General features: G+C 58.4%; 26 protein-coding genes and 1 pseudogene. 13 read left to right on the top strand and 14 right to left on the bottom strand.

Annotated features, from left to right (window positions below):
- Positions 1–58: 58 nt before the first annotated feature.
- Positions 59–442: a PaaI family thioesterase gene (locus tag JFU11_RS17770; RefSeq protein WP_008076564.1), complete on the bottom strand. Its 384-nt coding sequence runs from the start codon at positions 440–442 to the stop codon at positions 59–61.
- Entirely contained in the window at positions 442–2,766 is a 2,325-nt protein-coding gene (locus JFU11_RS17765; protein WP_201061564.1) for a Tex family protein, read from the bottom strand. Before JFU11_RS17765 ends, JFU11_RS17770 begins: the two co-directional genes overlap by 1 nt.
- 361 nt (positions 2,767–3,127) lie before the next feature.
- On the opposite strand from JFU11_RS17765, the gene ompR reads away from it, so the two are divergent.
- Together ompR and JFU11_RS17755 are read left to right on the top strand one after the other, a co-directional pair.
- Positions 3,128–3,868 carry a two-component system response regulator OmpR gene (gene ompR, locus JFU11_RS17760; RefSeq protein ID WP_007903084.1) on the top strand — a complete coding sequence of 247 codons (741 nt, stop codon included), beginning with the start codon at positions 3,128–3,130 and terminating at the stop codon, positions 3,866–3,868.
- A gap of 114 nt (positions 3,869–3,982) precedes the next feature.
- The gene (locus JFU11_RS17755; protein WP_123721709.1) at positions 3,983–5,296 is read left to right on the top strand and encodes an ATP-binding protein; all 1,314 of its coding nucleotides are present in this window, start codon (positions 3,983–3,985) and stop codon (positions 5,294–5,296) included.
- Positions 5,297–5,458: 162 nt separating this feature from the next.
- Here the strand turns inward: JFU11_RS17755 and rimK are convergent, their stop codons facing one another.
- On the bottom strand, positions 5,459–6,364 hold the full coding sequence (gene rimK / locus JFU11_RS17750) for a 30S ribosomal protein S6--L-glutamate ligase (protein WP_008005189.1): 906 nt from the start codon (positions 6,362–6,364) through the stop codon (positions 5,459–5,461).
- Positions 6,361–6,822, bottom strand: coding sequence for an ATP-dependent zinc protease (locus tag JFU11_RS17745; RefSeq protein WP_173667533.1), 462 nt, complete (start codon positions 6,820–6,822; stop codon positions 6,361–6,363). The genes rimK and JFU11_RS17745 overlap by 4 nt, the downstream gene beginning before the upstream one ends.
- A 231-nt stretch (positions 6,823–7,053) precedes the next feature.
- Here JFU11_RS17745 and JFU11_RS17740 point away from each other — a divergent pair, with 231 nt between their 5' ends.
- From JFU11_RS17740 to JFU11_RS17730, 3 genes are all read left to right on the top strand, one after another.
- Positions 7,054–7,461 carry a S4 domain-containing protein gene (locus tag JFU11_RS17740; protein WP_038978494.1) on the top strand — a complete coding sequence of 136 codons (408 nt, stop codon included), beginning with the start codon at positions 7,054–7,056 and terminating at the stop codon, positions 7,459–7,461.
- 225 nt (positions 7,462–7,686) lie between these two features.
- Positions 7,687–8,589, top strand: a complete 903-nt coding sequence (hslO, locus tag JFU11_RS17735; protein ID WP_050681816.1) for an Hsp33 family molecular chaperone HslO — start codon at positions 7,687–7,689, stop codon at positions 8,587–8,589.
- 179 nt (positions 8,590–8,768) lie between these two features.
- A complete protein-coding gene (locus JFU11_RS17730; RefSeq protein ID WP_201061563.1) occupies positions 8,769–10,310 on the top strand; it encodes a phosphoenolpyruvate carboxykinase in 1,542 nt (513 codons plus the stop codon).
- 134 nt (positions 10,311–10,444) lie between these two features.
- On the opposite strand, the gene JFU11_RS17725 is transcribed toward JFU11_RS17730, so the two are convergent.
- Entirely contained in the window at positions 10,445–10,810 is a 366-nt protein-coding gene (locus tag JFU11_RS17725) for a DUF1493 family protein (RefSeq protein ID WP_123721707.1), read from the bottom strand.
- 206 nt (positions 10,811–11,016) lie between these two features.
- On the opposite strand from JFU11_RS17725, the gene JFU11_RS17720 reads away from it, so the two are divergent.
- The 3 genes from JFU11_RS17720 (at position 11,017) to JFU11_RS17710 (ending at position 13,043) form a co-directional block, all read left to right on the top strand.
- Entirely contained in the window at positions 11,017–12,222 is a 1,206-nt protein-coding gene (locus JFU11_RS17720; RefSeq protein ID WP_201121335.1) for an S-type pyocin domain-containing protein, read from the top strand.
- Between the two features lie 283 nt (positions 12,223–12,505).
- Entirely contained in the window at positions 12,506–12,733 is a 228-nt protein-coding gene (locus tag JFU11_RS17715; protein ID WP_123721705.1) for a hypothetical protein, read from the top strand.
- Positions 12,734–12,812: 79 nt separating this feature from the next.
- Positions 12,813–13,043, top strand: a complete 231-nt coding sequence (locus tag JFU11_RS17710) for a hypothetical protein (protein WP_201061558.1) — start codon at positions 12,813–12,815, stop codon at positions 13,041–13,043.
- A 43-nt stretch (positions 13,044–13,086) separates the two neighbouring features.
- Here the strand turns inward: JFU11_RS17710 and JFU11_RS28155 are convergent, their stop codons facing one another.
- From JFU11_RS28155 to JFU11_RS17695, 5 genes and pseudogenes are all read right to left on the bottom strand, one after another.
- Positions 13,087–13,200 (bottom strand): DUF2559 domain-containing protein, encoded by a 114-nt coding sequence (locus tag JFU11_RS28155; protein WP_342032647.1) that lies wholly within the window; start codon positions 13,198–13,200, stop codon positions 13,087–13,089.
- 138 nt (positions 13,201–13,338) lie between these two features.
- Positions 13,339–13,440, bottom strand: a pseudogene (locus JFU11_RS28150) (transcriptional regulator); the annotation flags it as partial.
- Positions 13,441–13,577: 137 nt separating this feature from the next.
- Positions 13,578–13,877 carry a hypothetical protein gene (locus JFU11_RS17705; RefSeq protein WP_201121339.1) on the bottom strand — a complete coding sequence of 100 codons (300 nt, stop codon included), beginning with the start codon at positions 13,875–13,877 and terminating at the stop codon, positions 13,578–13,580.
- 345 nt (positions 13,878–14,222) lie between these two features.
- Positions 14,223–15,365, bottom strand: a complete 1,143-nt coding sequence (locus JFU11_RS17700; RefSeq protein WP_201061555.1) for a hypothetical protein — start codon at positions 15,363–15,365, stop codon at positions 14,223–14,225.
- A 110-nt stretch (positions 15,366–15,475) separates the two neighbouring features.
- Positions 15,476–15,754, bottom strand: coding sequence for a hypothetical protein (locus tag JFU11_RS17695; RefSeq protein WP_123721699.1), 279 nt, complete (start codon positions 15,752–15,754; stop codon positions 15,476–15,478).
- A gap of 311 nt (positions 15,755–16,065) precedes the next feature.
- Between JFU11_RS17695 and JFU11_RS17690 the strand changes: the two genes are divergently transcribed.
- The 4 genes from JFU11_RS17690 to JFU11_RS17675 all read left to right on the top strand — a co-directional run bounded on the left by JFU11_RS17690 (position 16,066) and on the right by JFU11_RS17675 (position 20,555).
- Positions 16,066–16,569 (top strand): polysaccharide deacetylase, encoded by a 504-nt coding sequence (locus JFU11_RS17690; RefSeq protein WP_123721698.1) that lies wholly within the window; start codon positions 16,066–16,068, stop codon positions 16,567–16,569.
- Between the two features lie 116 nt (positions 16,570–16,685).
- On the top strand, positions 16,686–18,620 hold the full coding sequence (locus JFU11_RS17685; protein ID WP_201061553.1) for an ATP-dependent DNA helicase RecQ: 1,935 nt from the start codon (positions 16,686–16,688) through the stop codon (positions 18,618–18,620).
- 154 nt (positions 18,621–18,774) lie between these two features.
- A complete protein-coding gene (locus tag JFU11_RS17680; RefSeq protein ID WP_201061551.1) occupies positions 18,775–20,001 on the top strand; it encodes a 3-hydroxyacyl-CoA dehydrogenase in 1,227 nt (408 codons plus the stop codon).
- 134 nt (positions 20,002–20,135) lie between these two features.
- Positions 20,136–20,555, top strand: coding sequence for a thioesterase family protein (locus JFU11_RS17675; protein ID WP_201061549.1), 420 nt, complete (start codon positions 20,136–20,138; stop codon positions 20,553–20,555).
- Between the two features lie 69 nt (positions 20,556–20,624).
- Here the strand turns inward: JFU11_RS17675 and JFU11_RS17670 are convergent, their stop codons facing one another.
- Positions 20,625–21,107 (bottom strand): glycine zipper domain-containing protein, encoded by a 483-nt coding sequence (locus JFU11_RS17670; protein ID WP_123721694.1) that lies wholly within the window; start codon positions 21,105–21,107, stop codon positions 20,625–20,627.
- 470 nt (positions 21,108–21,577) lie between these two features.
- On the opposite strand from JFU11_RS17670, the gene JFU11_RS17665 reads away from it, so the two are divergent.
- Positions 21,578–22,507 carry a transposase gene (locus tag JFU11_RS17665; RefSeq protein WP_123719003.1) on the top strand — a complete coding sequence of 310 codons (930 nt, stop codon included), beginning with the start codon at positions 21,578–21,580 and terminating at the stop codon, positions 22,505–22,507.
- Positions 22,508–22,706: 199 nt separating this feature from the next.
- Here the strand turns inward: JFU11_RS17665 and JFU11_RS17660 are convergent, their stop codons facing one another.
- From JFU11_RS17660 to JFU11_RS17650, 3 genes are all read right to left on the bottom strand, one after another.
- Positions 22,707–25,055: an FdhF/YdeP family oxidoreductase gene (locus JFU11_RS17660; RefSeq protein WP_201061546.1), complete on the bottom strand. Its 2,349-nt coding sequence runs from the start codon at positions 25,053–25,055 to the stop codon at positions 22,707–22,709.
- Positions 25,052–25,891 (bottom strand): formate dehydrogenase accessory sulfurtransferase FdhD, encoded by an 840-nt coding sequence (gene fdhD, locus JFU11_RS17655; RefSeq protein WP_123721692.1) that lies wholly within the window; start codon positions 25,889–25,891, stop codon positions 25,052–25,054. The genes JFU11_RS17660 and fdhD overlap by 4 nt, the downstream gene beginning before the upstream one ends.
- Before the next feature lie 92 nt (positions 25,892–25,983).
- Positions 25,984–26,871: a LysR family transcriptional regulator gene (locus JFU11_RS17650; RefSeq protein ID WP_123721691.1), complete on the bottom strand. Its 888-nt coding sequence runs from the start codon at positions 26,869–26,871 to the stop codon at positions 25,984–25,986.
- Positions 26,872–26,995: the final 124 nt, after the last annotated feature.

Below are 26,995 nucleotides of genomic sequence, written 5' to 3'. Positions count from 1 at the left end.
AGAAAACTCCGACGCTGCAGTCACAGCGCCGAAATTAACTCAAATTGATGATTGGGGGCTACAGGACAGCGAACGTGCCTTGTGCTTTTGCGACGAGTTTGTCGCCTTGCATCACGTCGGCTTCAACCACCAGCGTGCGGCGACCCGGATGGATCACCCGCGCCGTGCACATCACTTCACCGTCGGCGACGGCGCGGATGTAGTTGATCTTGCACTCGATGGTTGCGCTCTGCTGGTCAAAGCCGTGGGTGCTGGAACAGGCCAGCCCCATGGCAATGTCGACCAGACTGAACAGTGCGCCGCCGTGCAGTTTGCCGCCGCGATTGCGCAGTTCTGGCTCAAGCGCCAGGGCGACTTGCGCCACCCCGGTTTCCAGACTGTGCAAGCGACACCCCAGCAGCTTGAAAAACGCGCTTTCGGTCAAGCCGGCCGGGATCTCCATCAGCGTTTTTTCAACTGTTTGGCGTTAGCGAACAGCGAAGCCATGGCGTTGTTGGCTGGGGCTGCTGCCGTGGTTTCCTTGCGCGGTGCGGTGTTCTGGGATTGGCGTGGTGCCGACCCCGGACGCGCGCCACGGGCACCGTCGATCTTCTCGCCCGGGGTGTCGCTCATGCGCATCGACAGGCCAACGCGTTTGCGCGGGATGTCGACTTCCATGACCTTCACCTTGACTACATCACCGGCCTTCACCGCTTCGCGCGGATCCTTGATGAACTTCTCCGACAGCGCGGAAATGTGTACCAAACCGTCCTGATGCACGCCGATGTCGACGAAGGCGCCGAAGTTGGTCACGTTGGTGACCACGCCTTCGAGGATCATCCCCAGTTGCAGGTCCTTGAGGTCTTCGACGCCTTCCTGGAACTCGGCGGTCTTGAACTCGGGACGCGGGTCGCGACCGGGTTTTTCCAGCTCTTGCAGGATGTCGGTGACCGTCGGCAGACCGAACGTTTCGTCGGTGTACTTCTTCGGATCGAGGCGCTTGAGGAAGCTTGCGTCGCCGATCAGCGAGCGAATGTCACGGTCGGTTTCAGCGGCAATGCGCTGCACCAGCGGATAGGCTTCCGGGTGAACCGCGGACGAATCCAGCGGGTTGTCGCCGTTCATCACGCGCAGGAAACCGGCGGCCTGTTCGAAGGTTTTTTCACCCAGACGCGCGACTTTTTTCAACGCGGCGCGGGTTTTGAAGGCGCCATGCTCGTCGCGGTGACTGACGATATTTTGCGCCAGGGTCGCGTTGAGGCCGGAGATGCGCGCCAGCAGCGCCACGGAGGCGGTGTTGACGTCGACGCCGACGGCGTTCACGCAGTCCTCGACCACTGCATCCAGGCCGCGTGCCAGTTTCAGCTGCGACACGTCGTGCTGGTACTGGCCGACGCCGATGGATTTCGGATCGATCTTCACCAGCTCAGCCAGTGGATCCTGCAAGCGACGGGCAATCGACACCGCGCCACGGATCGATACGTCGAGGTCCGGGAATTCCTTGGATGCCAGTTCCGACGCCGAGTACACCGATGCGCCGGCCTCGGAGACCATGACTTTGGTCATCTTCATGGCTGGGTATTTTTTGATCAGTTCAGCAGCGAGCTTGTCGGTTTCACGGCTGGCGGTGCCGTTGCCGATGGCGATCAGGTCCACCGAATGCTTGGCGCACAGGGCAGCCAGAATCGCGATGGTCTGGTCCCACTTGTTGTGCGGTACGTGTGGGTAAACCGTGGCGTGATCCAGCAGCTTGCCGGTGGCATCGACCACGGCGACCTTGCAACCGGTGCGCAGGCCCGGGTCGAGGCCCAGGGTGGCACGCGGGCCGGCCGGGGCCGACAGCAGCAAGTCGTGCAGGTTGTGCGCGAACACGTTGATCGCTTCGGTTTCCGCGCCGTCGCGCAGCTCGCCCAGCAGGTCGGTTTCCAGGTGCGTGTAGAGCTTGACCTTCCAGGTCCAGCGCACCACTTCGCCCAGCCATTTGTCGGCGGCGCGGTTCTGGTTCTGGATGCCGAATTGCTGGCCGATCATGCCTTCGCACGGGTGCATGGTGCCCGGCAGTTCATCGCCGACTTTCAGCGCGGAGCTGAGAATGCCTTCGTTGCGGCCACGGAAAATCGCCAGTGCGCGGTGCGATGGCATGCTTTTCAGCGGTTCGTCGTGTTCGAAATAGTCGCGGAACTTGGCGCCTTCCTCTTCCTTGCCAGCAATCACGCGGGCACTGAGGGTGGCTTCCTGCTTGAGGTAGTTGCGCAACTTGTCCAGCAGGCCAGCGTCTTCGGCGAAGCGCTCCATGAGGATGTACTTGGCGCCTTCAAGGGCGGCTTTCACATCGGCCACGCCTTTTTCGGCATCGATGAAGCGCGCGGCTTCGGCTTCAGGGTTCAGGGTCGGGTCGTTGAACAGGCCGTCGGCCAGCTCGCCGAGGCCGGCTTCCAGGGCGATCTGGCCCTTGGTGCGGCGCTTCTGCTTGTACGGCAGGTACAAGTCTTCGAGACGGGTCTTGGTGTCGGCGAGTTTGATGTCGCGTTCGAGTTGCGGGGTCAGTTTGCCCTGCTCTTGAATGCTGGCGAGGATGCTGATCCGCCGTTCGTCGAGTTCTCGCAGGTAGCGCAGACGCTCTTCCAGATGACGCAACTGGATGTCATCGAGGCTGCCGGTCACTTCTTTCCGGTAGCGGGCGATGAAGGGAACGGTAGAGCCTTCATCGAGTAGCGCGACGGCCGCTTCGACCTGTTGTGGGCGGACGCCGAGTTCCTCGGCGATGCGGCTGTTGATGCTGTCCATAAAACCACCTGACAAATTGTGAAAGCAGGCTCGCAGGCGCAGAGATAAGGGCTCGGCGAGTCTGGTTGAGCGGCCTGGCGTGCGCCGCTACCTGAGCCAACAGGCTTCCCGTTGACCCGTGAAATCGAACAATTACTGCCAGCGTCATGAAAAAAAAAGCGGCTGCTAACAGTAACGATCAGACGTTGCCTGACACAAAAGGCCGCGCATTATAACCAGCGTTCTGTCCATTCGGGGGCATCGCTGGTTGTAGGCACAATGCCCGGTTTTCTGGCGGTGAAGGAAAAATCTGCTAACAATGCACACGGTGCGTATAACGGCAGCTACGCCATAATGCGCGCCGAGATCAAAGGAGCATCCAATGAGCAGCACTGCAAACATTGCTGAAGGCGAAAAAATTCTTATTGTTGACGACGATCCTGGGCTGAGCAGCCTGCTGGAACGCTTTTTCGTCAGCAAGGGCTACCGTGCCCGCGCCGTACCGAACACCGAACAAATGGACCGCCTGCTGGCGCGTGAAGTGTTCAACCTGGTCGTCCTCGACCTGATGCTGCCCGGCGAAGACGGCCTGACCGCTTGCCGCCGCCTGCGCACGGCGAACAATCAGATTCCGATCATCATGCTGACCGCCAAGGGCGATGAGCTTAGCCGCATCAAGGGCCTGGAACTGGGCGCCGACGATTACCTGGCCAAGCCGTTCAACCCGGACGAGCTGATGGCTCGGGTCAAAGCAGTTCTGCGTCGTCAGGCGGCACCGGTGCCGGGCGCACCGGGCAGCGAAGACGAAAGCGTGACCTTCGGTGACTACGAACTGTCCCTGGCCACTCGCGAACTCAAGCGCGGCGACGAAGTGCATATGCTCACCACCGGTGAGTTTGCGGTGCTCAAGGCGTTGGTCATGAACGCGCGTCAGCCACTGACCCGCGACAAACTGATGAACCTGGCCCGTGGCCGCGAGTGGGATGCCCTGGAGCGTTCCATCGACGTGCAGATTTCCCGTCTGCGCCGGATGATCGAACCCGATCCGTCCAAACCACGCTACATCCAGACTGTCTGGGGCGTGGGTTACGTGTTCGTTCCGGATGGCGCCGCCACGAAGTGATTAGTGATTTGTAGGAGCGGGTCTTGCGGGTAACGGTCAGATGACCTTTCCCGCAGACTCGCGATCCGCAATATGCGAGCATCGCTCGCTCCTGCAAGTGTGTAGCGGTTACCCATGAAAACCCCTGTTTGGTTCCCCCAGAGCTTCTTCTCCCGCACCCTGTGGCTGGTGCTGATCGTCGTCCTGTTCTCCAAGGCGCTGACCCTGGTTTATCTGTTGATGAACGAAGATGTGCTGGTGGATCGCCAATACAGCCACGGCGTCGCCCTGACGCTGCGCGCCTATTGGGCCGCCGACGAAGAGAACCGCACGAAAATCGCCGATGCCGCGACCCTGATCCGGGTGGTGGGTGCCGGTGTGCCGGAAGGCGAACAGCACTGGCCCTACAGCGAGATCTACCAGCGACAGATGCAGGCCGAATTGGGTGCCGACACCGAAGTGCGATTACGCATGCACTCACCGCCGGCGCTGTGGGTCCGGGCGCCCAGCCTGGGCGATGGCTGGCTGAAAGTGCCGCTATACCCGCATCCATTGCGCGGCCAGAAAATCTGGAACGTGCTCGGCTGGTTCCTCGCCATTGGTTTGTTGTCCACCGCCTCGGCGTGGATCTTCGTAAGCCAGCTCAATCAACCGTTGAAACGACTGGTCTATGCCGCAAGGCAACTGGGTCAGGGTCGCAGCGTGCGTCTGCCGATCAGCGATACACCGAGCGAGATGACCGAGGTTTATCGCGCCTTCAACCAAATGGCTGAAGACGTCGAACAGGCGGGACGCGAACGGGAGCTGATGCTGGCCGGGGTCTCTCACGATCTACGCACGCCACTGACCCGTTTGCGACTGTCCCTGGAGTTGATGGGCGATCACAGTGACCTGACCGACGATATGGTGCGCGACATCGAGGACATGGATGCGATTCTCGATCAGTTCCTGGCGTTCATTCGTGACGGACGTGACGAGTCGGTGGAAGAAGTGGACCTGAGCGATCTGGTTCGCGAAGTCGCCGCGCCGTACAACCAGAACGAAGAGAAAGTGCACTTGCGCCTGGAGCCGATCCAGCCGTTCCCGTTGCGTCGGGTGTCGATGAAACGGCTGCTGAACAACCTGATCGGCAATGCTCTGCATCACGCCGGCAGCGGCGTCGAAGTGGCGGCTTATGTGTCTGGAGATACCAGTGCACCGTATGTGGTGCTGAGCGTCATGGACCGTGGCGCGGGGATCGATCCGTCGGAACTGGAGGCGATCTTCAACCCGTTCACCCGTGGCGATCGGGCCCGGGGCGGGAAGGGGACCGGGTTGGGGTTGGCAATCGTGAAGCGGATCGCTTCGATGCATGGCGGGAACGTCGAGCTGCGCAACCGCTCCGGTGGTGGGCTGGAAGCGCGGGTACGGTTGCCGCTTGGGTTGATGTTGCCGCGGGATGCTGTCTGACTCGATCGTTCCCACGCGCAGCAAAGGAATGCAGCCCGGGACGCTCCGCGTCCCATCCAGAGCCGAACGCGGAGCGTCCGTAGAGGCATTCCCACGCAGAGCGTGGGAACGATCAATCCTGTAGGAGCTGTCGAGCGAAGCGAGGCTGCGATCTTTTCAGGCTCAACCCTTCCCTTTGGTCCGAGTCATATTCGGCCCGCCATTCTTCTCCAGATGCTCAATGATGATCCCCGCCACATTCTTCCCTGTGGTGGTTTCAATCCCTTCAAGCCCTGGTGACGAGTTCACTTCCATCACCAGTGGCCCATGATTGGAGCGCAGGATATCCACCCCCGCCACCGCCAACCCCATGACCTTCGCCGCACGCAACGCGGTCATGCGTTCTTCTGGCGTGATCTTGATCAGGCTCGCACTGCCGCCGCGATGCAGGTTGGAGCGAAACTCCCCCGGCTTGGCCTGGCGCTTCATCGCCGCGATGACCTTGTCGCCGACCACGAAACAACGAATGTCCGCGCCGCCGGCTTCCTTGATGTATTCCTGAACCATGATGTTCTGCTTCAGGCCCATGAAGGCTTCGATCACCGATTCCGCCGCCGTGGCCGTTTCACACAGCACCACGCCGATGCCCTGAGTACCTTCCAGCACCTTGATCACCAGCGGCGCGCCATTGACCATCTCGATCAAGTCGGGAATGTCATCCGGGGAGTGGGCAAAGCCGGTGACCGGCAAACCGATCCCCCGGCGCGACAGCAATTGCAGCGAACGCAGTTTGTCTCGCGAACGGGCGATGGCTACCGATTCGTTGAGCGGAAACACGCCCATCATTTCGAACTGGCGCAGCACCGCGCAGCCATAAAACGTAACCGATGCGCCGATCCGCGGGATCACTGCATCGAAACCCTCCAGCGGCTTGCCGCGGTAGTGGATCTGCGGCTTGTGACTGGCAATGTTCATGTAGGCGCGCAGGGTGTCGATCACCACCATTTCATGGCCACGCTCCATACCGGCTTCGACCAGACGACGGGTGGAATACAGACGCGGGTTCCGCGACAGCACAGCGATCTTCATGCAACACCTGTGGAGAAGGTAGATACCGGGAACACCGGCTTGTCTTGTACATATTTAATGCCCGGATTGACCACCAACTGGCCGTCGATCAGGGCTTTGGAACCGAGTAACAGGCGATAACGCATGGACTTGCGGCAGGCGAGGGTGAACTCGACCCGCCAGACCCGATCACCGAGGGCCAGGGTGGTGCTGACCACATAGCGCATCTGCGCATGGCCATTGGAGCTTTTAATGGTTTTCCTCGTTACCAGCGGGGCTTCGCAGCGTCGGTGCCGCAGTTGCACCACCGTGCCCAGGTGCGCGGTAAAGCGCACCCACTGTTCCCCATCGCGCTCGAACGGCTCGATGTCGGTGGCGTGCAAACTGGAGGTGCTGGCGCCGGTGTCGATTTTTGCCCGAAGGCCCGCGACTCCCAAATCCGGGAGCGCCACCCACTCGCGCAGACCGATAACGGTCAAATGGTCAAATGTCTTCAAAAGTGCTCAACCGGCAAAAACCGCTCAGACCGCGTGCGGCCGAATTCGCGGTATTCACGCAGAATAATGGGTAAAAGGCGACAGATATCTACTGCCCGAATTTCCATCCCTCAATGTGCGGGGGATGCCTGCATTCTAATCCACAGCGTGGTGATTCATGGCACGACAGAAACGGTAGTACAGTTCATCGATATTTCAGAATGAGGTCATCCAATGGCACAAAAAAGCGAAGAGGACGACAAGGTCCGTCTCGATAAATGGTTGTGGGCCGCGCGTTTTTATAAAACACGTGCCTTGGCCAAGGCCGCGATTGAGAGTGGCAAGGTGCATTGCCGGGGCGAGCGCTGCAAGCCAGGCAAGGAGCCGAGGGTTGGCGATGAGTTTCAGATTCGCACCGGCTTCGAGGAGCGTACGGTGGTGGTCCAGGCGCTGTCGATCGTGCGCCGTGGTGCGCCGGAGGCTCAGGCCCTGTATGCCGAAACCGAAGCCAGCGTCGCCAAACGTGAAGCGGCTGCGGCCATGCGCAAGGCCGGGGCATTGGGCGTGAGCACCGATGGCAAGCCGAGCAAGAAGCAGCGTCGGGATCTGTTCAAGTTTCGCGGTAACAGCAACGACGAGTAGTGACGGCCGTCGGGCACGGACTTGCAATCACGCACCTGTGCAGCCATATGGGTGTACTCGACAGCGGAAAAGTGAAAACGCCGTTCGTCGAAAACCGAGGTTTGACCTTGCTTGGAACAACCCCGGATTGTTCATAAAATGCCTTTACGGCTGAACTTTGCCCGCCCAAAAATGCGGAAATGACGCGATTTTCATTTTTTGTCACCCTTTCAGATACCCAGACCTATGACCAATCTATCGGATAACGACTACACCCAACGCTTCATCTTCGATGACAGCGACACCCGCGGCGAGCTGGTTGGGTTGGAGCGTAGCTATGCCGAAGTCCTCGCCAAACACGCCTATCCGGAGCCGGTCGCGCAACTGCTGGGCGAGCTGATGGCGGCGGCAGCGTTGCTGGTTGGCACCTTGAAGTTCGATGGCTTGCTGATTCTGCAGGCCCGTTCCGAAGGCCCGGTGCCGTTGCTGATGATCGAGTGCTCCAGTGAGCGTGAAATCCGCGGCCTGGCTCGTTACGAAGCCGACAAGATCGCCCCCGACGCGACCCTCGCCGACCTGATGCCCAATGGCGTGCTGGCGCTGACCGTCGACCCGACTCAGGGCCAGCGTTACCAAGGCATCGTCGACCTCGACGGCGAAACTCTCTCGGAGTGCTTCACTAACTACTTCGTCATGTCTCAGCAGGTCGGCACGCGTTTCTGGCTCTACGCCGATGGCCGTCGTGCCCGTGGCCTGTTGCTGCAGCAATTGCCTGCCGACCGTCTGAAAGACGAAGAAGAACGCGCCGCCAGCTGGCAGCACATCACCGCCCTGGCCAGCACCCTGACAGCCGATGAATTGCTGAGCCTGGACAACGAAACCGTGCTCCATCGCCTCTATCATGAAGAACAGGTGCGCCTGTTTGACGTGCAGAACCTACGTTTCCATTGCAGCTGCTCTCGGGAACGCTCGGGCAATGCGTTGGTCAGTTTGGGTCTGGATGATGCCCAGGCACTCGTTATCGAACACGGTGGCGCCGTGGAGATCGATTGCCAGTTTTGCAACGAACGTTACCTGTTCGACGCGGCCGATATCACCCAATTGTTTGCTGGTGCAGGGGTCGATACGCCGTCAGATACCCGTCACTAAAACGTTTCAGTGCAGGTAAATTCACTGCTTAACGCCGGAATAACGCCGTTCTGACCGGAGGGCCCTACACTTTTTGGGCTTTTCTGGCATAATCCGGCCCACTTTTTTCGCGGTAGTAGTGCACGACTTTCTACTACAAAACGTTTGGAGCACTCGGCCACTGGCCGACGGGGAACCTCATGACGCAAGCCAATAACGCCGTGTACACCGATCTGAGTGTTGATGATCTGGTTAAAGAAGCCCTGAATCGCGGTGAAGGCGAGCTTGCCGATACCGGCGCGCTGGTTGTTCGCACCGGTCACCGTACCGGCCGTTCGCCAGTCGATCGTTTCATCGTTGAAGAGCCGACCACCCAGGACGCCATCGCCTGGGGCCCGATCAACCGCAAGTTCCCGGCCGACAAGTTCGATGCCCTGTGGGCTCGCGTCGAGGCCTTCAACAACGCGCAAGAGCATTTCGTTTCCCACGTGCACGTAGGTGCTGCCGAAGAGCACTACCTGGCCGTGAAGATGACCACCCAGACTGCCTGGCAGAACCTGTTCGGTCGTTGCCTGTTCATCAACCCAGCTCAGTACAACCCGGCTGGCCGTGAAGAGTGGCAAGTCCTCAACGTTGCCAACTTCGAGTGCGTGCCAGAGCGTGACGGCACCAACTCCGACGGTTGCGTGATCCTCAACTTCGCACAGAAGAAAGTGCTGATCGCCGGCATGCGCTACGCCGGTGAAATGAAGAAAGCCATGTTCTCGGTGCAGAACTTCCTGCTGCCGGCCGCCGACGTGCTGCCAATGCACTGCGCTGCCAACATCGGTGAAGCGGGCGACGTGACCCTGTTCTTCGGTTTGTCCGGCACCGGCAAGACCACCCTGTCTGCCGATGAAAGCCGTTACCTGATCGGTGACGACGAGCACGGCTGGGGCGAGGGCGTGGTGTTCAACATCGAAGGCGGTTGCTATGCCAAGTGCATCGACCTGTCCGAGAAGAACGAGCCGGTCATCTGGAAAGCCATCAAGCACGGCGCAGTCCTGGAAAACGTTGTGCTGGACGACGCCAAGAAAGCTGACTACGCCGACGGCAGCCTGACCCAGAACAGCCGCGCAGCCTACCCGCTGGAGCACGTCGAGAAGCGTTCCGAGAAGAACCTCGGTGGCGAGCCAAACGCTGTGATCTTCCTGACCTGCGACCTGACCGGCGTCCTGCCGCCAGTCTCGATCCTCAGCGAAGAACAAGCGGCCTACCACTTCCTGTCCGGCTACACCGCACTGGTGGGCTCGACCGAAATGGGTTCCGGCAGCGGCATCAAGTCGACCTTCTCCACCTGCTTCGGCGCACCATTCTTCCCGCGTCCGGCCGGCGAATACGCAGAACTGCTGATCAAACGCATCCGCGGCTTCGGCTCCAAGGTCTACCTGGTCAACACCGGCTGGACCGGCGGTGGCTACGGCGTCGGCAAACGCTTCAACATCCCGACCACTCGCGGCGTGATTGCAGCGATCCAGAGCGGTGCGTTGATCGGTGCTGAGACTGAGCACCTGGACACCATCAACCTGGACGTTCCGTTGGTTGTGCCGGGCGTTGAGACTGGCCTGTTGAACCCACGTAATACCTGGGCTGACAAGGCTGCTTACGATGAAGCCGCTAAAGCACTGGCTGGGTTGTTTGTTGAGAACTTCAAGAAGTTCGACGTGAGCGACGCGATCAAGGCTGCTGGGCCGAAGTTGTAAGAATCGGTAGTGGTTTGAGTTAAGAGAAAGCTGTCCTTTGGGGCGGCTTTTTTTATGGGCGCGATTTAGACCATCAGAAATACAACTGCCAATATTCCAGCTGAAAAAGCGTTAAACAGCCAGAATAATGCCACTTACGCGTTCAGACAGATGTTCTCCAGCTCCTGCGTATCCCACCGTTGCGCCTTGATCGCTTGGTAGAGCATGCCAATGGTCAACGGCACTTTCTCGCCACGCCCCTTCGCCCGACGCTTGAGAAACACATCAAAGCCTTCGGGCTGAAAGTAGCGATAGGCGTCGTAGTCCACGAAGTCGATGGCGAACTGTTCCTCCAGCGCTTCCATCAGCTGCCGCGCATTCGCACCGTCGCAGCCCAGGTCGAAGTTGATCGAGGTGGTGAGGCTGATGGTTTTGCGTTCAGGCAGGCCGAGTTCTTCATGCAGCAGCTGCATCAGCAGGTGCATGGCGTGGTCGTCGGGGAAGTTGGGGGCGAGGTTCATGGTGCATCTTCCATTAGGGGCATGCCGATGAGTCGGCTCGGGCCGGATTTTGCGGCAAGTTTGGAGCGGAATCATCCGCAATAGACGATCAAGAAGGATCGCACGGCAGGATCAGATTAGCCCTACAACCGCACTTTCCAACACTCGGTAACTTCACCGGCCTCGGCATTGAGCCGTGGTTTTATTGGTGACCGAGAGGGGAACGGATGGGCAAGGACACACCGCAAGTGTGGCAGCACTATGATAACGATGGAGGTGGTTACCGTCGGCTACGGGACATGACCACCACTGAATTGGCAGAGAGAGAGGCCAGGCAAAACGCCTACGAGGCCATGCTCGCCAGGCAGGACGCATTCGAAAAGAGCCGGGAAGTGGCGTTTCAGAAAAAGCGTCAGTCGCTCACCGGTTGTGTCTTTGCCAAGTCTTGTAAGTTGCCGGATTCAATCATCGACTACACCTGCCCATCGGGGTTTTTGCCGACGGATAGCGTTGGTGAGTATGGTGAGCTCACCTTATTGGGAGGTCGTCAGGCCGATGGCTCTTGCCGTTTGCCGCTCAAGAAGATCAGCGGTGTTTTGCCAGTAGGCATCGGCTCTTTGGCATTGGGTGGGGCAGCGATTGCTCCGGCAACGACCTCAGTTGTGGGAACTGGCGGAGTCGTCACTGCCGGAGTTGCTGCGGGTGCATTAGTTGGGCTGGTTGCTTTGCTTGCTCCATCGAGTCTGGGTGACGGTGCGTTGTATACCGACGATCAACTGAGGTCACTCAAACAAGCTCGAACACGGGTTCGTTTGCGGGTAGAGGAGCAGGCTGACGGAACGCTCAAGGGCTACGGGTACAACACTCAGAGCCGGCGTGATTGGGAGATGGTCCCTGTCGTGACGTTTGAAACGCACGGATCTCAGCAGGTGGCTGACTTTGGCAGTGGGGTTGAATTGATTTGGACTCCCGCAGAGAACCCGGCAGATACGCTGGGTATCCCGGCGCTGGAAGCGGCACCGCAAGCACCTCAAGTGTGGATTTTTCCGCCGACGGAACAGGCAGACAACATTATCGTCAGCCCGGTTTATCCGCCGGAGTATCAGGATTTTATTCTGGTATTTCCGGCGGATTCTGGGGTTCGGCCGCTGTACATCGTGGTCAGTGTTACAGCGAATGTTGGCTATCACGCCGCTCCAGATTTGCTACCCGCTTTTCCGGATGCCGTAAGTGTGCGTCCTAAGTCGACAGTTCAAGGTGGTGGAAAAAAACGGGATCGTTGGAAAGACCGGAAAGGTAGGATTTATGAATGGGATTTTCAGCACGGTGCAGTTGAAGTCTATGACAGGCAAGGGAAGCATTTGGGTGAGTTCAACCCTGATACGGGCAATCAAAACAAGCCAGCAAAACCCGGAAGAACCACACCAAAATGAACTGAGAGGTCACTTATGTACTTACGCATAACAGGTTTTTTTCCAGAGCCGGATAATGATGACTCCTTGCAGTACAAGCGAATCATACAAAAAAATTTAGAACCATCGGTATTAGAGGTAATGGGCTGGTCTTCACTTGACGACGGTTTGGGTGGGCAATCAGAACTTACGCCAGAGCAGGTGACGCGTATGGCTGCAGTTCTTGGGGAGCCTGCGATAGAAAGGCTAAGTCTTTTTATTGGAAGCTACTCATAGACCGGTGTCTCGATACAGAAGGCAAACCATGAGTTTTCTGGTGATGGGTTTTCATCCGGATAAGGATGAATTGGTATTTGAGCAGGCCATTAGCTTATCGGTGGAGGATTTGATCCCCGTGATGCAATGGACGAACAGCAATGACTGCGTGGGTGTGGATTTCCGGATCACAACAGCACAGGCGCTTGAGATTGAGCGCTTGGCCTCGGTGACTTTTCCTGAAGAGCTGGATCTTTATCTAACTTCTTCTGGTTAAGAGGAGAGGGGCTCTGTGGGACAAACGCAGAATTTGGCAACAGACTCGCAGATGGAGATCCAGTGAGGAGAACACAAAAATGAAGCATTCCGTCAGAGCGTTTTATAACACTACGGAGCGACTGGCATTCCGAATTGGTATTCCCTCAGAGCATTTTGAGCAACTCAAAGAGCTGATGGAGTGGAAGGAGCCAGACGATCCCATCTATGAGTACGAGCTATCGCACGGGCAAATAAACAGCCTGGAGGTACTCATTGGGAAGAAATTCGACAGCCCGGACTATTTGTTTTTTTTATCTTGTAGTGCATGAAAAAGTCAGAATTTACTCGTCAGGACGGACGTTGGATTTTGCCTTACCGGTATTTGGTAAGTGTTTCTTCTTGAGTAGGCAGCGGTTTTCTGAGGTCTGTGGGTGACGTGTCGAAGCCTGCGAGCCGCAAGCAGGAAAAGTAGTTTGAGCGGCGCACGGGTCTGCTGTCTTGACTCTAGACGTTGAAGCATTTGGCGACTGTCCACGTTTTATGGAATGTGGACAGTCGGAAAAACGACTCCATGAAGAGTCAAGACTTTTGATCGTTCCCGCGTTCCGGGATCAAGCGATGACGAGCCTTACGAATCTCTTGGACTTGCAACGCATCAACATGAAAGTCGCGGGAAGGCTCACGCTCACCGCGTAAGATCTCGTTCATCTGTTGCACGCTTTCCATTAGCTCATCAAAAAACTTGCTCGTGATTATCTCCAGTGTTCGATGACGGCTTTCGGCGCTCTGCGTCCTAAGAGCCGAACGCGGAGCGTCCGTAGAGGCATTCCCACGCGGAGCGTGGGAACGATCTTCACTCAGCGTCAGGCCAGCGCTTTCCAGTTCATCATGCGTTGTTGGGCGACTTGTAGCAGGTCGCAGCCGTCCTGGGTTAACAGGAAGAGCGCGTGGGTGATGTGGGGGATGTCTTCAATGTCGCCGTGTTTGAAGCAAACGCAGTGCAGGGTTTTGAGGAGATCACTGGAGGCTCGGATTCGCTGGAGGGCGGCTTCGAGGATGTCTTGGGGATTGGCCTCTGTGTCGATGATCAGGGGCGGGGTGTCGGTGAGGTTGGATTGGAGTGGGCGGTAGCGATCGGTTGTGAACTGATTCCAGCTATTCATTTTAATCATCTCTGAATGTATCGGAAGAACCGCCAACACCGTGACCAAGCGGTGGAGGCGGACTGTGTTCAGGTTGGTCAAACCGGCAGAGATAACCCGGTACGCCGAGGCGTCCCAAACACAGCCGCCATAAAGCGTGCCGACAAAAAAAGATGTCGGCAGCATACAAGGGCATGCGTCAGTTATCTCTGATTTTCGGGTGACCAAACCCGAGCCGCTGATTTGGCAGCGACAGTCACGACTATAGATTTGAGCTACAGGGTGGCGATAGCCGATAAGGAGCCTTCTGTTGTAGGAACGGGACGAAGATTTGATAGGCCGTTCCTACCGATCCGCCCACCGCTTTCAACAAATATGCTGATAAGCCGCAACATCCAGCACGCTAGTCGTCAGCCCAGTCGCCGGCGTATAGATAGTGCCTTTCACTGCCGAGAAGTTGATCCCTTGGCTGCCCAGCGAAACATAGCGTTCGCCTTGATCCAGCTCGGTGAAGTAGGTGTAAGAGTATTTGTGCATCAGCTGGTACATCGCTTCGTTGTCGACCATGGCTTTGCCGAGGTTCTCCAGATCGGCATGGGTCAGGTTCAACGACTTGTCCAGTTGCACGCCCCAACGCTGGAGGCAGACTTCGGCGAAGTGGCGGACGATCCGGCCTGGCTCGGCAAGGATCTTCACGTCGCTAGCGTTGTTGGGAGCGCCGCCAGTGGAGGTGGCGTTACCGGCCACGGTGGCGTGACGGCCGGGTATGGGGTAAATGTGGGTTTTGGTGCCGGTGGCGGTTTGCGGAATAACGCAGCTGAAACCTTTCGAGCGTTCGTCCCGGGCATAGAAACCTACATACTCTTTGACGTTGGCGCCGAGTTTGACTTTGTCATCCTGAAAGTTGCCAATACCAGGCACGGGGTCAATTGCAAAGATATTAACCGGGATGTTTTTAAGTTCGCTGTCCTTGAACATGGCGTTGGCCAGCATGTGGCAACTAATGCCGCCGCGGCTCCAGCCCACCAGGTTTACTTGGGTGGGAATAACACCGTCCTTGCGGAAGGTTTTGATGATCTGTTCTTGTAACGCCTGCTGGGTCACGCTGCGATCGCCATAGTTGTATTTGCGCCAGAACCACGAGCCTTCAACTTTTACGTCTTCGATTGGAATGCCGGCCGCTTTGAGGCGGTTGTATTCCTCTTCGGTCAGTTGCTCGCGCTGCCAGCTGCATTGGCCTTTGATGATGTTGATCGCGTGCTGGACGTTTTGCTCCCAGCCTTTGCCGAACAGTGTGCCGCTGAGGCCGTACTCCTCGGACTTGGTAAAGAGATCGTCGGCTTGCAGGTTACCGCTGCCGGGGCCGTCGACCACGATCCATTCGGCGAACTCCCTGCCGAGATGGTGGGATGCGAGTGTCGACACCAGTTCGCCGTCCCAGTAATTTGCATTGGTATCGTCGAATTTAGTTGAGCCAGTGCCGCAGAAGAAAATAGTTAGTGCAGTCATTTGTGTCGCTCTTGTTTGATGTAAGAGCTGGCACGTTAGTTTGTGTTGTTTGAATAGTGAAGTGATTAGTTGTTGCTGTTTTTGTAAGGGTTATTAGTTGTTAGTCTTTTTTATTTAATTCGCTGTTTGGCGACTTCAAGTAGTTCGCAGCCATCTTGGGTCAGCAAGTAAAGTGCGTTGACGATATTGGGTATGTCTTTCACGTCGGCCTGTTTGAAGCACAGGCAATAGAGCGTTTCGAGCAGATCGCTGGCGGCGCGGATGCGTTGCAGGGAGGCGTCGAGAATCTCGTGAGGATTGGCTTCGGTGTCGATGACCAACACGGGGGTATCGCTGTAACTGGTTTTGAGCGGGCGATAGCGGTCTGTTAACGAGTGGAACGTGGTCATCGAGGTCAGTCCTGTGGGAAGTCGGGCAGTCTCGCCGGCAGGCCGACACAATGTTTTCAGCCGCGTCGAAAAACTATAGAGGGCCACGGCGAGGCATCGCAAGGTGGCGCAAATGGACAGGTTTTGTAGGTTGTTTACCGGCGCTATCGGTCTTTGCCTACGCATACCTCAACTATTTTTTAAGCTTTTCCCTTAGAGGTCGATATTCCTACGGGCCTGTCAGGCTTAGCGCATCAAAGTTCTGCATGGTGCGCGCCAGAATTTGTAGGACGTTTCGAAGCGTCTGAGTCGACTCTTAAAGGGAATTAGGTATGCAATGGCTGCGTATGGCCTCGATTTTGTTGTTGTGGGCCGGTGTTTACCGTTTGACCGGCGCTGCTGACGGGGATCATTCGCTGATCCTTGCCAACATGGACCGCACCAGTTGGCCACAGGCGCTGACCACTCAGGCAGACGTCGACACTGCGTCCCGCGCCGAGGTGTTGATGGTGGGCAAGGCGCTGTTGACCAGCGAAGCGCTGGATGAACAGGGTCTGAAGCAGCGACTGGGTGTGCAGGCTGTGAAGCTCAAGTCGGTCAGGCAAGTGCGTGAGGGGCTGTGGGATCGGTTGCTGATTACCTACCGCAACGCCAGCCAGAACTGTGACGGTGAACCCTTTTGCCCCCGTGTGCGAAGTGTCGCGGATTTGCGTCAGTTGGCGGCGGCGTTCACTGGCGAAATCAGCCCGGCTTTTGCGGTTTGGGCGAGCAAGAGCCGGGTGTTTCATGAGCAGGCGCTGGATGAGCAGTTGCGGGTGGCGGTGTTGGTGCCGTAGCCCCCCGACCTATCCGCTGTATCATCCCGTATCGTTTTTGCCCCCGACCTTTTCTCGACTCGCTGCGTTCGCCGGCTAGGCTTTGGGCTTCGCAGCGGTCAACGGAGTGACAGCTTATGCACAACACCCTGGAACAGGTTTTCGGTTATCCACAGTTTCGGCCCGGCCAGGAGGCAGCGGTCAGTGCTGTGTTGGCCGGGCGCTCGGCGGCGGCGATTTTCCCGACCGGTTCGGGCAAGTCTCTTTGCTATCAATTGCCGGCCTTGTTGCTGCCGCACCTGACATTGGTGGTCTCGCCTTTGCTGGCGTTGATGCAGGATCAATTGGCGTTCTTGCAGCGCCACGGCATTGCGGCGGGCAGTATCGATTCGGCCCAGAGCCGCGATGACGCCAGCGAGGTGATGGCCCGGGCAAAGTCCGGTGAATTGAAGATTCTGATGATTTCCGTGGAGCGCCTGAAGAACGAGCGCTTCCGCCATTTTTTGCAGCAGGTGCCGATCTCGCTGCTGGTGGTGGACGAGGCCCACTGCATCTCTGAATGGGGTCACAACTTCCGCCCCGACTACCTCAAGCTGCCGGACTACCAGCGCCAGTTCAACATCCCTCAGGCCTTGCTGCTGACCGCCACCGCGACACCCAAGGTGATCGCTGACATGGAGGCCAAATTCGCCATCGCCCCTGAGGATGTGGTGACCACCGGTTTTTACCGACCCAACCTCAACCTGTTGGTGGAACCGGTACGCGGCCAGGACAAGCGCCGACGCCTTGTCGAGTGGATGAGCCAGCGTCCCGGCCAGCCGAGTATCGTCTACGTCACCCTGCAGAAAACCGCCGAGCACATCGCCGAACATCTGGGCCGGAACGGCATCCAGGCCGAGGCCTATCACGCCGGTTTGCCCCATGAGCAGCGGGAAGGAATACAGAAACGGTTTATGGGCGGGCAGTCCAATTGCATTGTCGCCACCATTGCCTTCGGCATGGGCATCGACAAAAGCGATATCCGCAACGTGGTGCATTTCGACCTGCCTAAATCCATCGAAAACTACAGCCAGGAAATCGGCCGCGCTGGTCGAGACGGTCAGCCGTCCGATTGCCTGGTGCTGGCCAATCGCGACAGCCTCAACGTGCTGGAGAACTTCGTTTACGGCGACACGCCGGAACGGGACGGCATTCGTTGCGTGCTCGAGGAGTTGCAAGTCGCTGTGCCCGAGGGGCAGTGGGAGTTTCTGCTGGGACCTTTGGCCGATCAGAGCAACATTCGCCAGTTACCGCTCAAGACCTTGCTGGTACAGCTGGAGCTGCGCGGAATAATCGCGCCGCGTTATGCCTATTACGCCGAATACCGCTTCAAGTATTTGCAGGAACCCGAAGCATTGCTTGCCCGATTTGAAGGTGAGCGAAAGGACTTCGTCTCGGCGATCATCCGGACCTCCAGCCGCGCACGGACCTGGGCCACGGTGAATTTCGATGCGCTGTATGAGCAGTATTCCGCCGAGCGCAGTCGGGTGGTCAAGGCGCTGGATTATTTTCAGGAAAAGGGCTGGGTGGAGGTCGAAAGCAAGCAGATGACTGAGGTCTACAGCCTGCAGCAAGCGGACTTTGATTCCCCAACCCTGAGCGCTGAATTGCACGCCTACTTCACCCAGCACGAGCGCACCGAGATCGCACGGATTCACGCCATGCTCGATCTGTTCGCCACTGACCACTGCCTGGGTTACCGCCTGGCCGAGTACTTCGGCGACGATAACGCGCCCCGGCAGTGTGGGCATTGCTCGGTGTGTCACGGTCAGGTGGCGCGATTGCCGGCACCGCCGGAATTGCCAGCGCTTGTGGATAAAAACTTCGAGGCGCTGTGTGGTGATTTTATCCACAGGCACGAGCAGCACGCGGGCAACATCCCTTCGGCTGAGCGCGTAACAAGATTTCTATGTGGGATCAGCGTGCCGTTGTTTACCAAACTCAAGGCGCGGTCGATTCCAGGGTTTGCGGCGTTGGAGGATTATCCGTATGGCGACGTGCGGGAGTGGGCTCAAGCGCACCTGCCAAGCTGAAACACCGTCAATGTGGGAGCAACTGTCTTGATGACCTTTATTTTGAACGCACATCCATCCCCTGAATGTCGCTCATCACAGGAATAAATTTCAAAAAAGCCCGGCGCCTGACTATGGTGAGGACTGTCTTTGGATCGCTAACAAGAGAACAATCATGAGCCAGACACCGTTCGATATTCAGCGCGCCGCCGTGATCGGCGCGGGCACCATGGGCCGTGGCATTGTCATGTGCCTGGCCAACGCCGGGGTGCCGGTGCAATGGGTCGATAACAATCCGCAGATGCTTGAGCAGGCTCTGACCAGCGTGGCGGAGACTTACGCCCATAACGTGCGTCAGGGGCGGATCGATCAGGCAGAGGCGGATGCGCGCATTGCACGGGTGACGGCGGCTGCCGATTACGCAGCAATCCGCGATGTCGATCTGGTCATCGAAGCGGTCTACGAAAACCTCGAGTTGAAACAGAAAATCTTCCGCGAACTCGACGGCCTGATGAAACCTGAAGCGATTCTGGCCAGCAACACCTCGGCGCTGGACATCGACGCGATTGCTGCTGCCACTCGCCGTCCGCAGCAGGTCCTGGGCCTGCATTTCTTCAGCCCGGCGCACATCATGAAATTGCTGGAGATCGTGCGTGGCGCCCAGACGGCGCCGGCGGTGCTTGATGCGGCGCTGGAGCTGGGCAAGCGGATGGGCAAGGTCAGCGTGGTGTCGGGCAACTGCCATGGTTTTATCGGCAACCGCATGCTGCATCCGTACGTGCTCGAAGCGCGCAAGATGCTGCTGGAGGGCGCTTTGCCTTATCAGGTGGATGCGGCGCTGCAAGGTTTTGGTTTCGCCATGGGGCCGTTCCGCATGTACGACGTGGTCGGCATCGATCTGGAGTGGCGCGCTCGGGAGCTGGCTGGCAAGGGTCAGGATGCGCCGGAGGTTCAGGTGGACAACCGCCTGTGCGAGCTCGGGCGTTTCGGTCAGAAGAGTGGCGATGGGTATTACCACTACGAACCGGGCAGTCGCCAGGCTGAGCACGATCTGGAAGTCGATGCGCTGGTACTGGAAGTCAGCGAAGGGTTGGGGTTCCAGCGTCGCGAGATCGGCCCTGAAGAGGTTCTGGAGCGTTGTTTGCTGGCGCTGGTCAACGAAGGGGCGAAGATTCTTCAGGAAGGTATTGCGACGTCGGCGCATGACATCGATCTGGTGTACCTCAATGGTTATGGCTTCCCGGCGGAGAAGGGCGGGCCGATGGCCTGGGCAGATCAGCAAGGGTTGGAAGATATTCATCTGCGGTTGTTGCAGCTTGAGACCAAGCAGGGCGATCACTGGGCGCCGGCGCGGTTGATTGGTGAACTGGCGGCGCAGGGTAAAGGGTTTTCTGGCAAGTGATTTACTGATCGTTCCCACGCTCTGCGTGGGAACGCCTCCATGGACGCTCTGCGTCCGCTCCTGAATGTGACGCAGAGCGTCACGGGCTGCATTCCCACGCAGAGCGTGGGAACGATCATGAAAGGAACGCTCTGATGCCCCAACGCACCGACTATCTGCACTTCCAGCCCATCACCACCCGCTGGCATGACAATGACGCCTACGGTCACGTCAACAACGTCACCTACTACAGCTTTTTCGACACGGCGGTGAATACCTACCTGATCGAAGTCGGCGGTCTGGATATCCATGACGGCGAGGTGGTGGGTTTTGTGGTGAGTTCGGCCTGCGACTACTTTGCTTCTATCGCTTTCCCGGACCGGATCGAAATCGGCCTGCGGGTCGGCAAGTTGGGCAACAGCTCGGTGCAATACGAGCTAGCGGTGTTCAAGTCAGGCGAAGATGAAGCCTGCGCGGCGGGGCGCTTCGTGCATGTGTTCGTGGATCGGGCATCGAATCAACCGGTGGCGATTCCTGCCGGATTGCGCGGTGCATTGGAGCGGCTAGCGCTTTGAGCGGCAAAAAAAATCGCAGCCCGAAGGCTGCGATTTTTTGATCTACCGATAAACGAGGCGATTCAAGCCTCAGTCGCGATAGCGATGTTTATGCTTGCGATGGCCATAGGCATGGCCGCGACCTGGATGGCCGTCACGGTAGTAGCGACGATCGTCACGGTCACGATAGGAACGACGATCATCGTCGCGATCACTCTCTCTGCCCATGTAGTTACCCAGCGCGCCACCAGCGCCGCCGCCTGCTGCGGAGCCGATCAGGCTGCCGGTGGTGCCGCCCATGCTGCGGCCGACCACGTTACCGCCTGCTGCGCCCAACGCACCGCCAATGGCGGCTTCGCCACGGCTGCGTTTGTCTGCGCCGACTGCGCTACCACCCGCGCCGCCCAGGGCCGCGCCAATGGTTGAACCTGTATTGCCGCCTAGCGATTGACCGACGACCGAGCCAAGAACCCCGCCCAATGCGCCGCCCACACCTGCTTCGGTGGTGCCGCCAGCAGAAGCGAAGCCACTGACCAGGCCAAGGGACAACAAGAGAATCGAGGAGAACTTCATAGAGGAACCTCAAGGGGATGACGGCGCGATCCTGAGGCTGTGTCATGGTTGTGACAATACAAATCCGACGAATAACACGACTTGAGCACAATTCTATAAGTTACTGTTTTTTGGGTGGAACTTAAGTGTTTTTGGCCGGTCTTTAACTACTTCGCAAAGGCCGTTTCTATACAGAAACGGCCTTTTTTGTGGGCGATTGGAAAGTGTTGGTTCCGAAAGATTCGTTGAATGATCCACCGCTTTCGCGAGCAAGCCCGCTTGTGTCTTGGGCAGGAATTAGACTGAGGGTGAGAGCGGTGAGTGGCAAGCTGAATGCCCGGAGTGCTTAAAGCACGTGTGGGAGCCCATGCTGCCATTCACCTCTCCGCTCTGGTTATTGAGCCCGAACAGTTGAACGAGCCGACCTCGAACATTACAAGCGTGGTGCCCAGCCAGAGCGCTCTCACCTTTGAGTGTAAGAGGGTTCGGCTATGTTTTCCTGCGCAGGCATCGATGTTTCCAAAGATACCCTTGAAATTTGGATTAACCCGCAAGACATTGGCGCCAGTTACCTCAATACCGCCAGTGACTTCCTTGGGCTGATTGATTGGTTAAAGCGCTACCAGGTCAGCCGCGTATTGCTGGAAGCCACCGGCGGCTATGAGCGAGAGGTCATGAAAGCGCTTCAGGCTGCCGGCTTCGAAGTCTTGCGGATCAACCCTCGCCGAGCCAGAGACTTTGCCAAGGCCATGGGGCAGCGCGCTAAAACCGACCCGATAGATGCGCGGCTGCTCGCGCAGTTTGCCGAAGTCATAAAGTCGCCAAGCAACCGAATCACCAGCCCTGAACAGGACAATTTACGTGCGCTGGTACAGCAACGTGAAAACTTTGTTCAGCAACATGGCGACGATTTACGGCGCCTCAAAACAGCCTCTGCTGACACGGTAAAACCCTGTCTGCGAAGTCATATCGACTATTTATGCCAAGCAATAAAGTCGATAGAAAGGTTGATCCGTCAAACTGCTAAAGACCTGGACAGTGATAAAACGGCCCGTTTGTGTTCGGTCAAGGGTATAGGGCTCGTGACGGCAGCCAGCTTGATGGCCTATTTACCTGAGCTGGGCGAGGTTGGACGGCACGAGATCGCAGCGCTGGCAGGCATAGCCCCCTACAACGACGACAGCGGCAAACATGAAGGCCCCCGCCACATTGGCGGTGGCAGGTTTGCTGCGCGTCGGGCGATGTACATGGCGTGCTGGGTGGTGATTCAGCGACAGCCTGAGTTCAAAGCGCGGTATGACGCACTGCGTCATAAGGGCAAATGCGCAAAAGTAGCGCTCATCGCCTGTATGCGCGTGTTGTTGATACGGCTGAACGCCATGATCCGAGACCGAACTGAGTGGAAAGAACCCTTGGCCTAAACGGGTCGCGGTGTTCCTGTAGGGCATCGCATGGCCTAAAGCTGTGGGAGTTCAGCTGTCTATCAATATGCCTTCAAAATAAAGGTCATCAAGACAGTTGCTCCCACATTGGAACTCAGTCGTACGCAAAATCTGTGTCCGCTGAAGATCGAGTGTGGGAGCGAGGCTTGCCCGCGAAGAGGCCATCCCAGCTGCCGCGTTAAGCCGATTTGGCCATGATCAACCCGGTCTCACTCGCCGCCTCCAACCGAATCGCCACAAACTTCGACGTCGGCGTATGGCTGCGATCCCCGATGCTTTCCAGCGGCACCAGCGGGTTCACTTCCGGATAGTAAGCGGCCGCTTGCCCGGCAGGAATATCAAACGCCAGCAGCGTGAAACCTTTCACCCGGCGCTCACGGCCATCATCCCAGATCGAAACGATGTCGGCCTTCTGCCCCGGTTTGAACCCCAGGCGAATGATGTCGGCCTCATTGACGAACAACACATCCCGCTGACCTTTCACCCCGCGATAACGGTCATCAAGACCATAAATCGTGGTGTTGTACTGATCGTGGGAGCGCATCGACTGCATGATCAGGTCAGGCAGCACGCCGGTGGCGCGGGTGCGTTCGTGCACCAGGTCTTTGGGTAGCATGTTCGCACGGAAGTTGGCCCGACCCGATGGGGTATTCCAGCGACGTGCGCGGGCGCTGTTACCCAGGTGAAAACCACCCGGGTTCTGAATCTTCTCGTTGAAGTCCCGGAAGCCCGGGATGGTGTCGGCGATCAGGTCGCGGATGCGGCTGTAATCGGCCACCAGCCAGTTCCAGTCCACCGGTTTGCTGCCCAGCGTCGCGGCGGCGATGCCGGCGATGATTGCAGGCTCTGAGCGCATCTGGTTCGACAGCGGCTGCAGCTGACCGTTGGAGGCGTGGACCATGCTGAACGAGTCTTCCACGGTCACCGCTTGGGCGCCTTCGGTCTGGATATCGATGTCGGTACGGCCCAGGCACGGCAGGATCAGCGCGTCTTTACCGTGCGCCAGATGGCTGCGATTGAGCTTGGTGCTGATCTGCACGGTCAGGTCGCAGTTGCTCAAGGCCTGGAAGGTTCGAGGGCTGTCCGGGGTGGCTTGGGCGAAGTTGCCACCCAGGCCGATGAAGACTTTTGCGCGGCCGTCGGCCATGGCGTGAATCGCCTCGACCACGTTGTGGCCGTTTTCACGCGGCACCTTGAACTGGAAGCGGCGCTCCAGAGAATCGAGGAACGCCACTGGCGGACGTTCGTTGATGCCCATCGTTCGGTCACCCTGCACATTGCTGTGTCCACGTACCGGGCACAGACCGGCACCCGGCCGACCGATGTTGCCGCGCAGCAGCATCAGGTTGGCGATTTCCTGGATGGTCGGTACCGAATGACGATGCTGGGTAATGCCCATCGCCCAGCACATGATCACGTTCTTGCCTTTGGCGTACATGCGCGCCGCTTGCTCGATCTCCACCAGCGTCAGGCCGGACTGCTCGACGATCTGCTCCCATGGGGTGTCGTCGATGACGCCCATGTATTCCAGCACGTTGACCGCATGTTCATTGAGGAAGTCGTGATCGAACACCGCCGGGGCACCAGCCTTCTGCGCATCGCGTTCCCATTGCAGCAGGAATTTCGCCATGCCGCGTAGCACCGCCATGTCACCGCCCAGTGCCGGGCGGAAGTACGCGGTGTTGGTCGGCTTGTCGCCGTTGGTGAGCATTTCCAGCGGATGCTGCGGGTGCTGAAAGCGTTCCAGGCCGCGTTCTTTCAGCGGGTTGACGCACACCACCTGAGCACCGCGTTTCACCGCTTCGCGCAGGGGTTCGAGCATTCGCGGGTGGTTGGTGCCGGGGTTCTGGCCCCAGACAAAAATCGCATCGGCGTGTTCGAAATCATCGAAGGTCACCGTGCCTTTGCCGACGCCGACACTTTGCGCCATGGCCACACCGCTGGCCTCGTGGCACATGTTCGAGCAGTCGGGAAAGTTATTGGTGCCGTAGGCGCGCACGAACAATTGATACAGGTACGCCGCTTCGTTGCTGGCGCGGCCCGAGGTGTAGAACTCGGCCTGATCCGGGTTCGACAGGCCGCGCAGATGCTTGGCGATCAGGCTGAAGGCGTCATCCCAGCTGATGGGTTGGTAGCGATCGGTTTCGGCGTTGTAGCTCATCGGCTCGGTCAGGCGGCCCTGATATTCAAGCCAGTAGTCGCTCTGTTCCAGCAGCGAGGTGACGCTATGTTTGGCAAAGAATGCAGCGTCGACACGCCGTTTGGTCGCTTCCCAGTTCACCGCTTTGGCGCCGTTCTCGCAGAACATCACCATGCCCTTTTCCGGAGAATCGCCCCAGGCGCAACCCGGGCAGTCGAAGCCGCCGTTCTGGTTGGTCTTGAGCATTATGCGGAGGTTTTTCAGCGCGTTATCGCTGGTCAACCAGGCTTGGGCGACGCTGATCAGCGCGCCCCAGCCACCGGCTGGGCCTTTGTAGGGCTTGTAGCGGGGGACGGGTTTCTGGTCGGCTTGACGGTGTTGACTCACGCTTGATTCTCCAACGCTGGGCTGTAGACCCGCGGTGCACTTTTCTGCGGCAGGTGGATGAGGTTGAGGTTGTGACGACGGGCCCATTGCACGGCAAGGCTCGTGGGCGACGACAGGCTGACCAGGGTCTGGATGCCGGCGCGTAAAACTTTCTGGATCAATTCAAGGCTGCAACGGCTGGTGACAATCGCCAGGCCGCCAGTGGTCGGGATCTTCTGGCGGATCAACCCGCCGATCAGCTTGTCGAGGGCGTTGTGCCGGCCGATGTCTTCACGGCCCAGCAGCAATTCGCCGTTGCCGTTCATGAACACCGCCGCATGCACCGCGCCGCAATGCTGGCCCAGCGGCTGGAATTCGCCGATGCGCTGGCGCAGGCCGTCCAGCCATTCGGCCGGGGGTAGCGGGGCGCCGGGCAATACTTTGAGGTCGGGCAGCGCTTGCTCCACCGCTTCTACGCCACAGAGCCCGCAACCGCTGGTGCCGGCCAGTTGCCGACGCTGCTGCTTGAGGTTCCAGAAGGCACGATTGGCGATAGTCACTTGCGCGTATTGCGCCGAGCCTGTGCCACTGAGTTGCAGGTCGTAGATGTCTGCAGCGTCTTCGATGATGCCGCTGCCGAGGCTGAAGCCGACGATGAAGTCTTCAAGATCCGTGGGCGTCACCAGCATGACCGCCTGGCTGATACCGTTATAGGCGATCGCCAATGCGACTTCTTCGGCCAGCGCGGTGCTGGCCGATTCGGTGTATTCAAGGTTGCAGTAACTGTATGTCTGGCTTGCGGCGGTCGCGGGCGTTTCAACAGCAGGCGCCGCGCGGGCAGGGCGCTTGGCGTTCATGGGCTCACCAACGGTTTGGTCAGCTTTAAGACTAGGCGTGTCAACTTGTCGCGTCTAATCGCTATTACTGATCTGCCGATAGATGGGGTCGATCAAGAGTCTGTCAGTGATTTCTGATAGATCGCGAAACAGGCTTCTGCGAGTGCCGAACGTGGAGCGCTGCGCCGCATGATCAGCCCCAGCCGGGCGAGGGTCCGGGCGCTTTCTATGGGTTGCAGGCGCAAGTGATCGGTGAGGTTTTCAAGGCCACTGTCCAGGGGCATCACTGCGCAACAAAGGCCACCGTGCACGGCTTGTAACAATTGGTGGACCGCATCGGTTTGCAGCAACGGCTGTGGGGTCAGGCCACGGCTGTGGAAGTTATGGTCGATGGACTGGCGAAAATGCATGCCGCTGGTAAGCATGCCTAGCGGCAATTCAATCAACGATTCCCAGCTTAACGGCGCCTCGCCGAAACTGAAGAAACGCTGATCGTAGAGCAGGCCCATGCGGGTTTCGCTGAAAGCCAGGGAATCGAAACGCTCACCGTCCAGACGCTCCAGGTACGACACGCCGAGGTCGAGACGGTTGTTCGCCAGCTGTTCGAGGATCTGTTCGGAACTCAGTGCCGAAAGTTCGAAGCGCAGATTCGGGTGCTCGGCGTGCAGGCGATGCATCAGCGGTACCGGATCGAAACTCGACAGTGGCACCACGCCCAGACGCAACGTACCCACGAGGTTGCCGCGACAGGCTGCCGCTTCGGCCTGCAAACCGTCGTAGGCCGCGAGTACCGTACGCGCCCACGCCAACACGCGCTCGCCCGGTGCGGTGAAACCTTCGAAGCGCTGGCCGCGGTTGACCAGCGGCAGTTCAAGCTCTTCTTCGAGGCTGCGCAGGCGCATGGACAGGGTCGGCTGGGTGATGTGGCAACGCGCGGCGGCCTGGCCGAAGTGCCGGGTTTCGTCGAGAGCGATGAGGAATTTGAGCTGCTTGATGTCCATCTTCGCTCCAGGGCGCGGGCAAGGTTTGCGATTCTACCGCCTGCGCGGGGTTGGGTCATTGGTCGGCTGGGAACCGTGTTTTGCAAGGCTGGTCTAGTCTTTGGCGTCTGGAACCTAAACCCCA

Source organism: Pseudomonas sp. TH37, from assembly GCF_016650735.1.
GTDB lineage: Bacteria > Pseudomonadota > Gammaproteobacteria > Pseudomonadales > Pseudomonadaceae > Aquipseudomonas > Aquipseudomonas farris.
The sequence above is the reverse complement of the archived record's forward strand: the minus strand, read 5'-3'. Positions and strand labels throughout refer to the sequence as shown.

What these genes read in the sequence shown, in the direction of transcription:
- JFU11_RS17670 (WP_123721694.1), bottom strand. Translation starts at nt 21,107, where the DNA reads ATGAAGTTCTCCTCGATTCTCTTGTTGTCCCTTGGCCTGGTCAGTGGC.
- JFU11_RS17685 (WP_201061553.1), top strand. Translation starts at nt 16,686, where the DNA reads ATGCACAACACCCTGGAACAGGTTTTCGGTTATCCACAGTTTCGGCCC.
- JFU11_RS17725 (WP_123721707.1), bottom strand. Translation starts at nt 10,810, where the DNA reads ATGAACCTCGCCCCCAACTTCCCCGACGACCACGCCATGCACCTGCTG.
- JFU11_RS17690 (WP_123721698.1), top strand. Translation starts at nt 16,066, where the DNA reads ATGCAATGGCTGCGTATGGCCTCGATTTTGTTGTTGTGGGCCGGTGTT.
- rimK (WP_008005189.1), bottom strand. Translation starts at nt 6,364, where the DNA reads ATGAAGATCGCTGTGCTGTCGCGGAACCCGCGTCTGTATTCCACCCGT.
- JFU11_RS17770 (WP_008076564.1), bottom strand. Translation starts at nt 442, where the DNA reads ATGGAGATCCCGGCCGGCTTGACCGAAAGCGCGTTTTTCAAGCTGCTG.
- JFU11_RS17755 (WP_123721709.1), top strand. Translation starts at nt 3,983, where the DNA reads ATGAAAACCCCTGTTTGGTTCCCCCAGAGCTTCTTCTCCCGCACCCTG.
- JFU11_RS17675 (WP_201061549.1), top strand. Translation starts at nt 20,136, where the DNA reads ATGCCCCAACGCACCGACTATCTGCACTTCCAGCCCATCACCACCCGC.
- JFU11_RS17765 (WP_201061564.1), bottom strand. Translation starts at nt 2,766, where the DNA reads ATGGACAGCATCAACAGCCGCATCGCCGAGGAACTCGGCGTCCGCCCA.
- JFU11_RS17700 (WP_201061555.1), bottom strand. Translation starts at nt 15,365, where the DNA reads ATGACTGCACTAACTATTTTCTTCTGCGGCACTGGCTCAACTAAATTC.
- JFU11_RS17695 (WP_123721699.1), bottom strand. Translation starts at nt 15,754, where the DNA reads ATGACCACGTTCCACTCGTTAACAGACCGCTATCGCCCGCTCAAAACC.
- JFU11_RS17680 (WP_201061551.1), top strand. Translation starts at nt 18,775, where the DNA reads ATGAGCCAGACACCGTTCGATATTCAGCGCGCCGCCGTGATCGGCGCG.
- fdhD (WP_123721692.1), bottom strand. Translation starts at nt 25,891, where the DNA reads ATGAACGCCAAGCGCCCTGCCCGCGCGGCGCCTGCTGTTGAAACGCCC.
- hslO (WP_050681816.1), top strand. Translation starts at nt 7,687, where the DNA reads ATGACCAATCTATCGGATAACGACTACACCCAACGCTTCATCTTCGAT.
- JFU11_RS17705 (WP_201121339.1), bottom strand. Translation starts at nt 13,877, where the DNA reads ATGAATAGCTGGAATCAGTTCACAACCGATCGCTACCGCCCACTCCAA.
- ompR (WP_007903084.1), top strand. Translation starts at nt 3,128, where the DNA reads ATGAGCAGCACTGCAAACATTGCTGAAGGCGAAAAAATTCTTATTGTT.
- JFU11_RS17715 (WP_123721705.1), top strand. Translation starts at nt 12,506, where the DNA reads ATGAGTTTTCTGGTGATGGGTTTTCATCCGGATAAGGATGAATTGGTA.
- JFU11_RS17730 (WP_201061563.1), top strand. Translation starts at nt 8,769, where the DNA reads ATGACGCAAGCCAATAACGCCGTGTACACCGATCTGAGTGTTGATGAT.
- JFU11_RS17720 (WP_201121335.1), top strand. Translation starts at nt 11,017, where the DNA reads ATGGGCAAGGACACACCGCAAGTGTGGCAGCACTATGATAACGATGGA.
- JFU11_RS17740 (WP_038978494.1), top strand. Translation starts at nt 7,054, where the DNA reads ATGGCACAAAAAAGCGAAGAGGACGACAAGGTCCGTCTCGATAAATGG.
- JFU11_RS17710 (WP_201061558.1), top strand. Translation starts at nt 12,813, where the DNA reads ATGAAGCATTCCGTCAGAGCGTTTTATAACACTACGGAGCGACTGGCA.
- JFU11_RS17665 (WP_123719003.1), top strand. Translation starts at nt 21,578, where the DNA reads ATGTTTTCCTGCGCAGGCATCGATGTTTCCAAAGATACCCTTGAAATT.
- JFU11_RS17650 (WP_123721691.1), bottom strand. Translation starts at nt 26,871, where the DNA reads ATGGACATCAAGCAGCTCAAATTCCTCATCGCTCTCGACGAAACCCGG.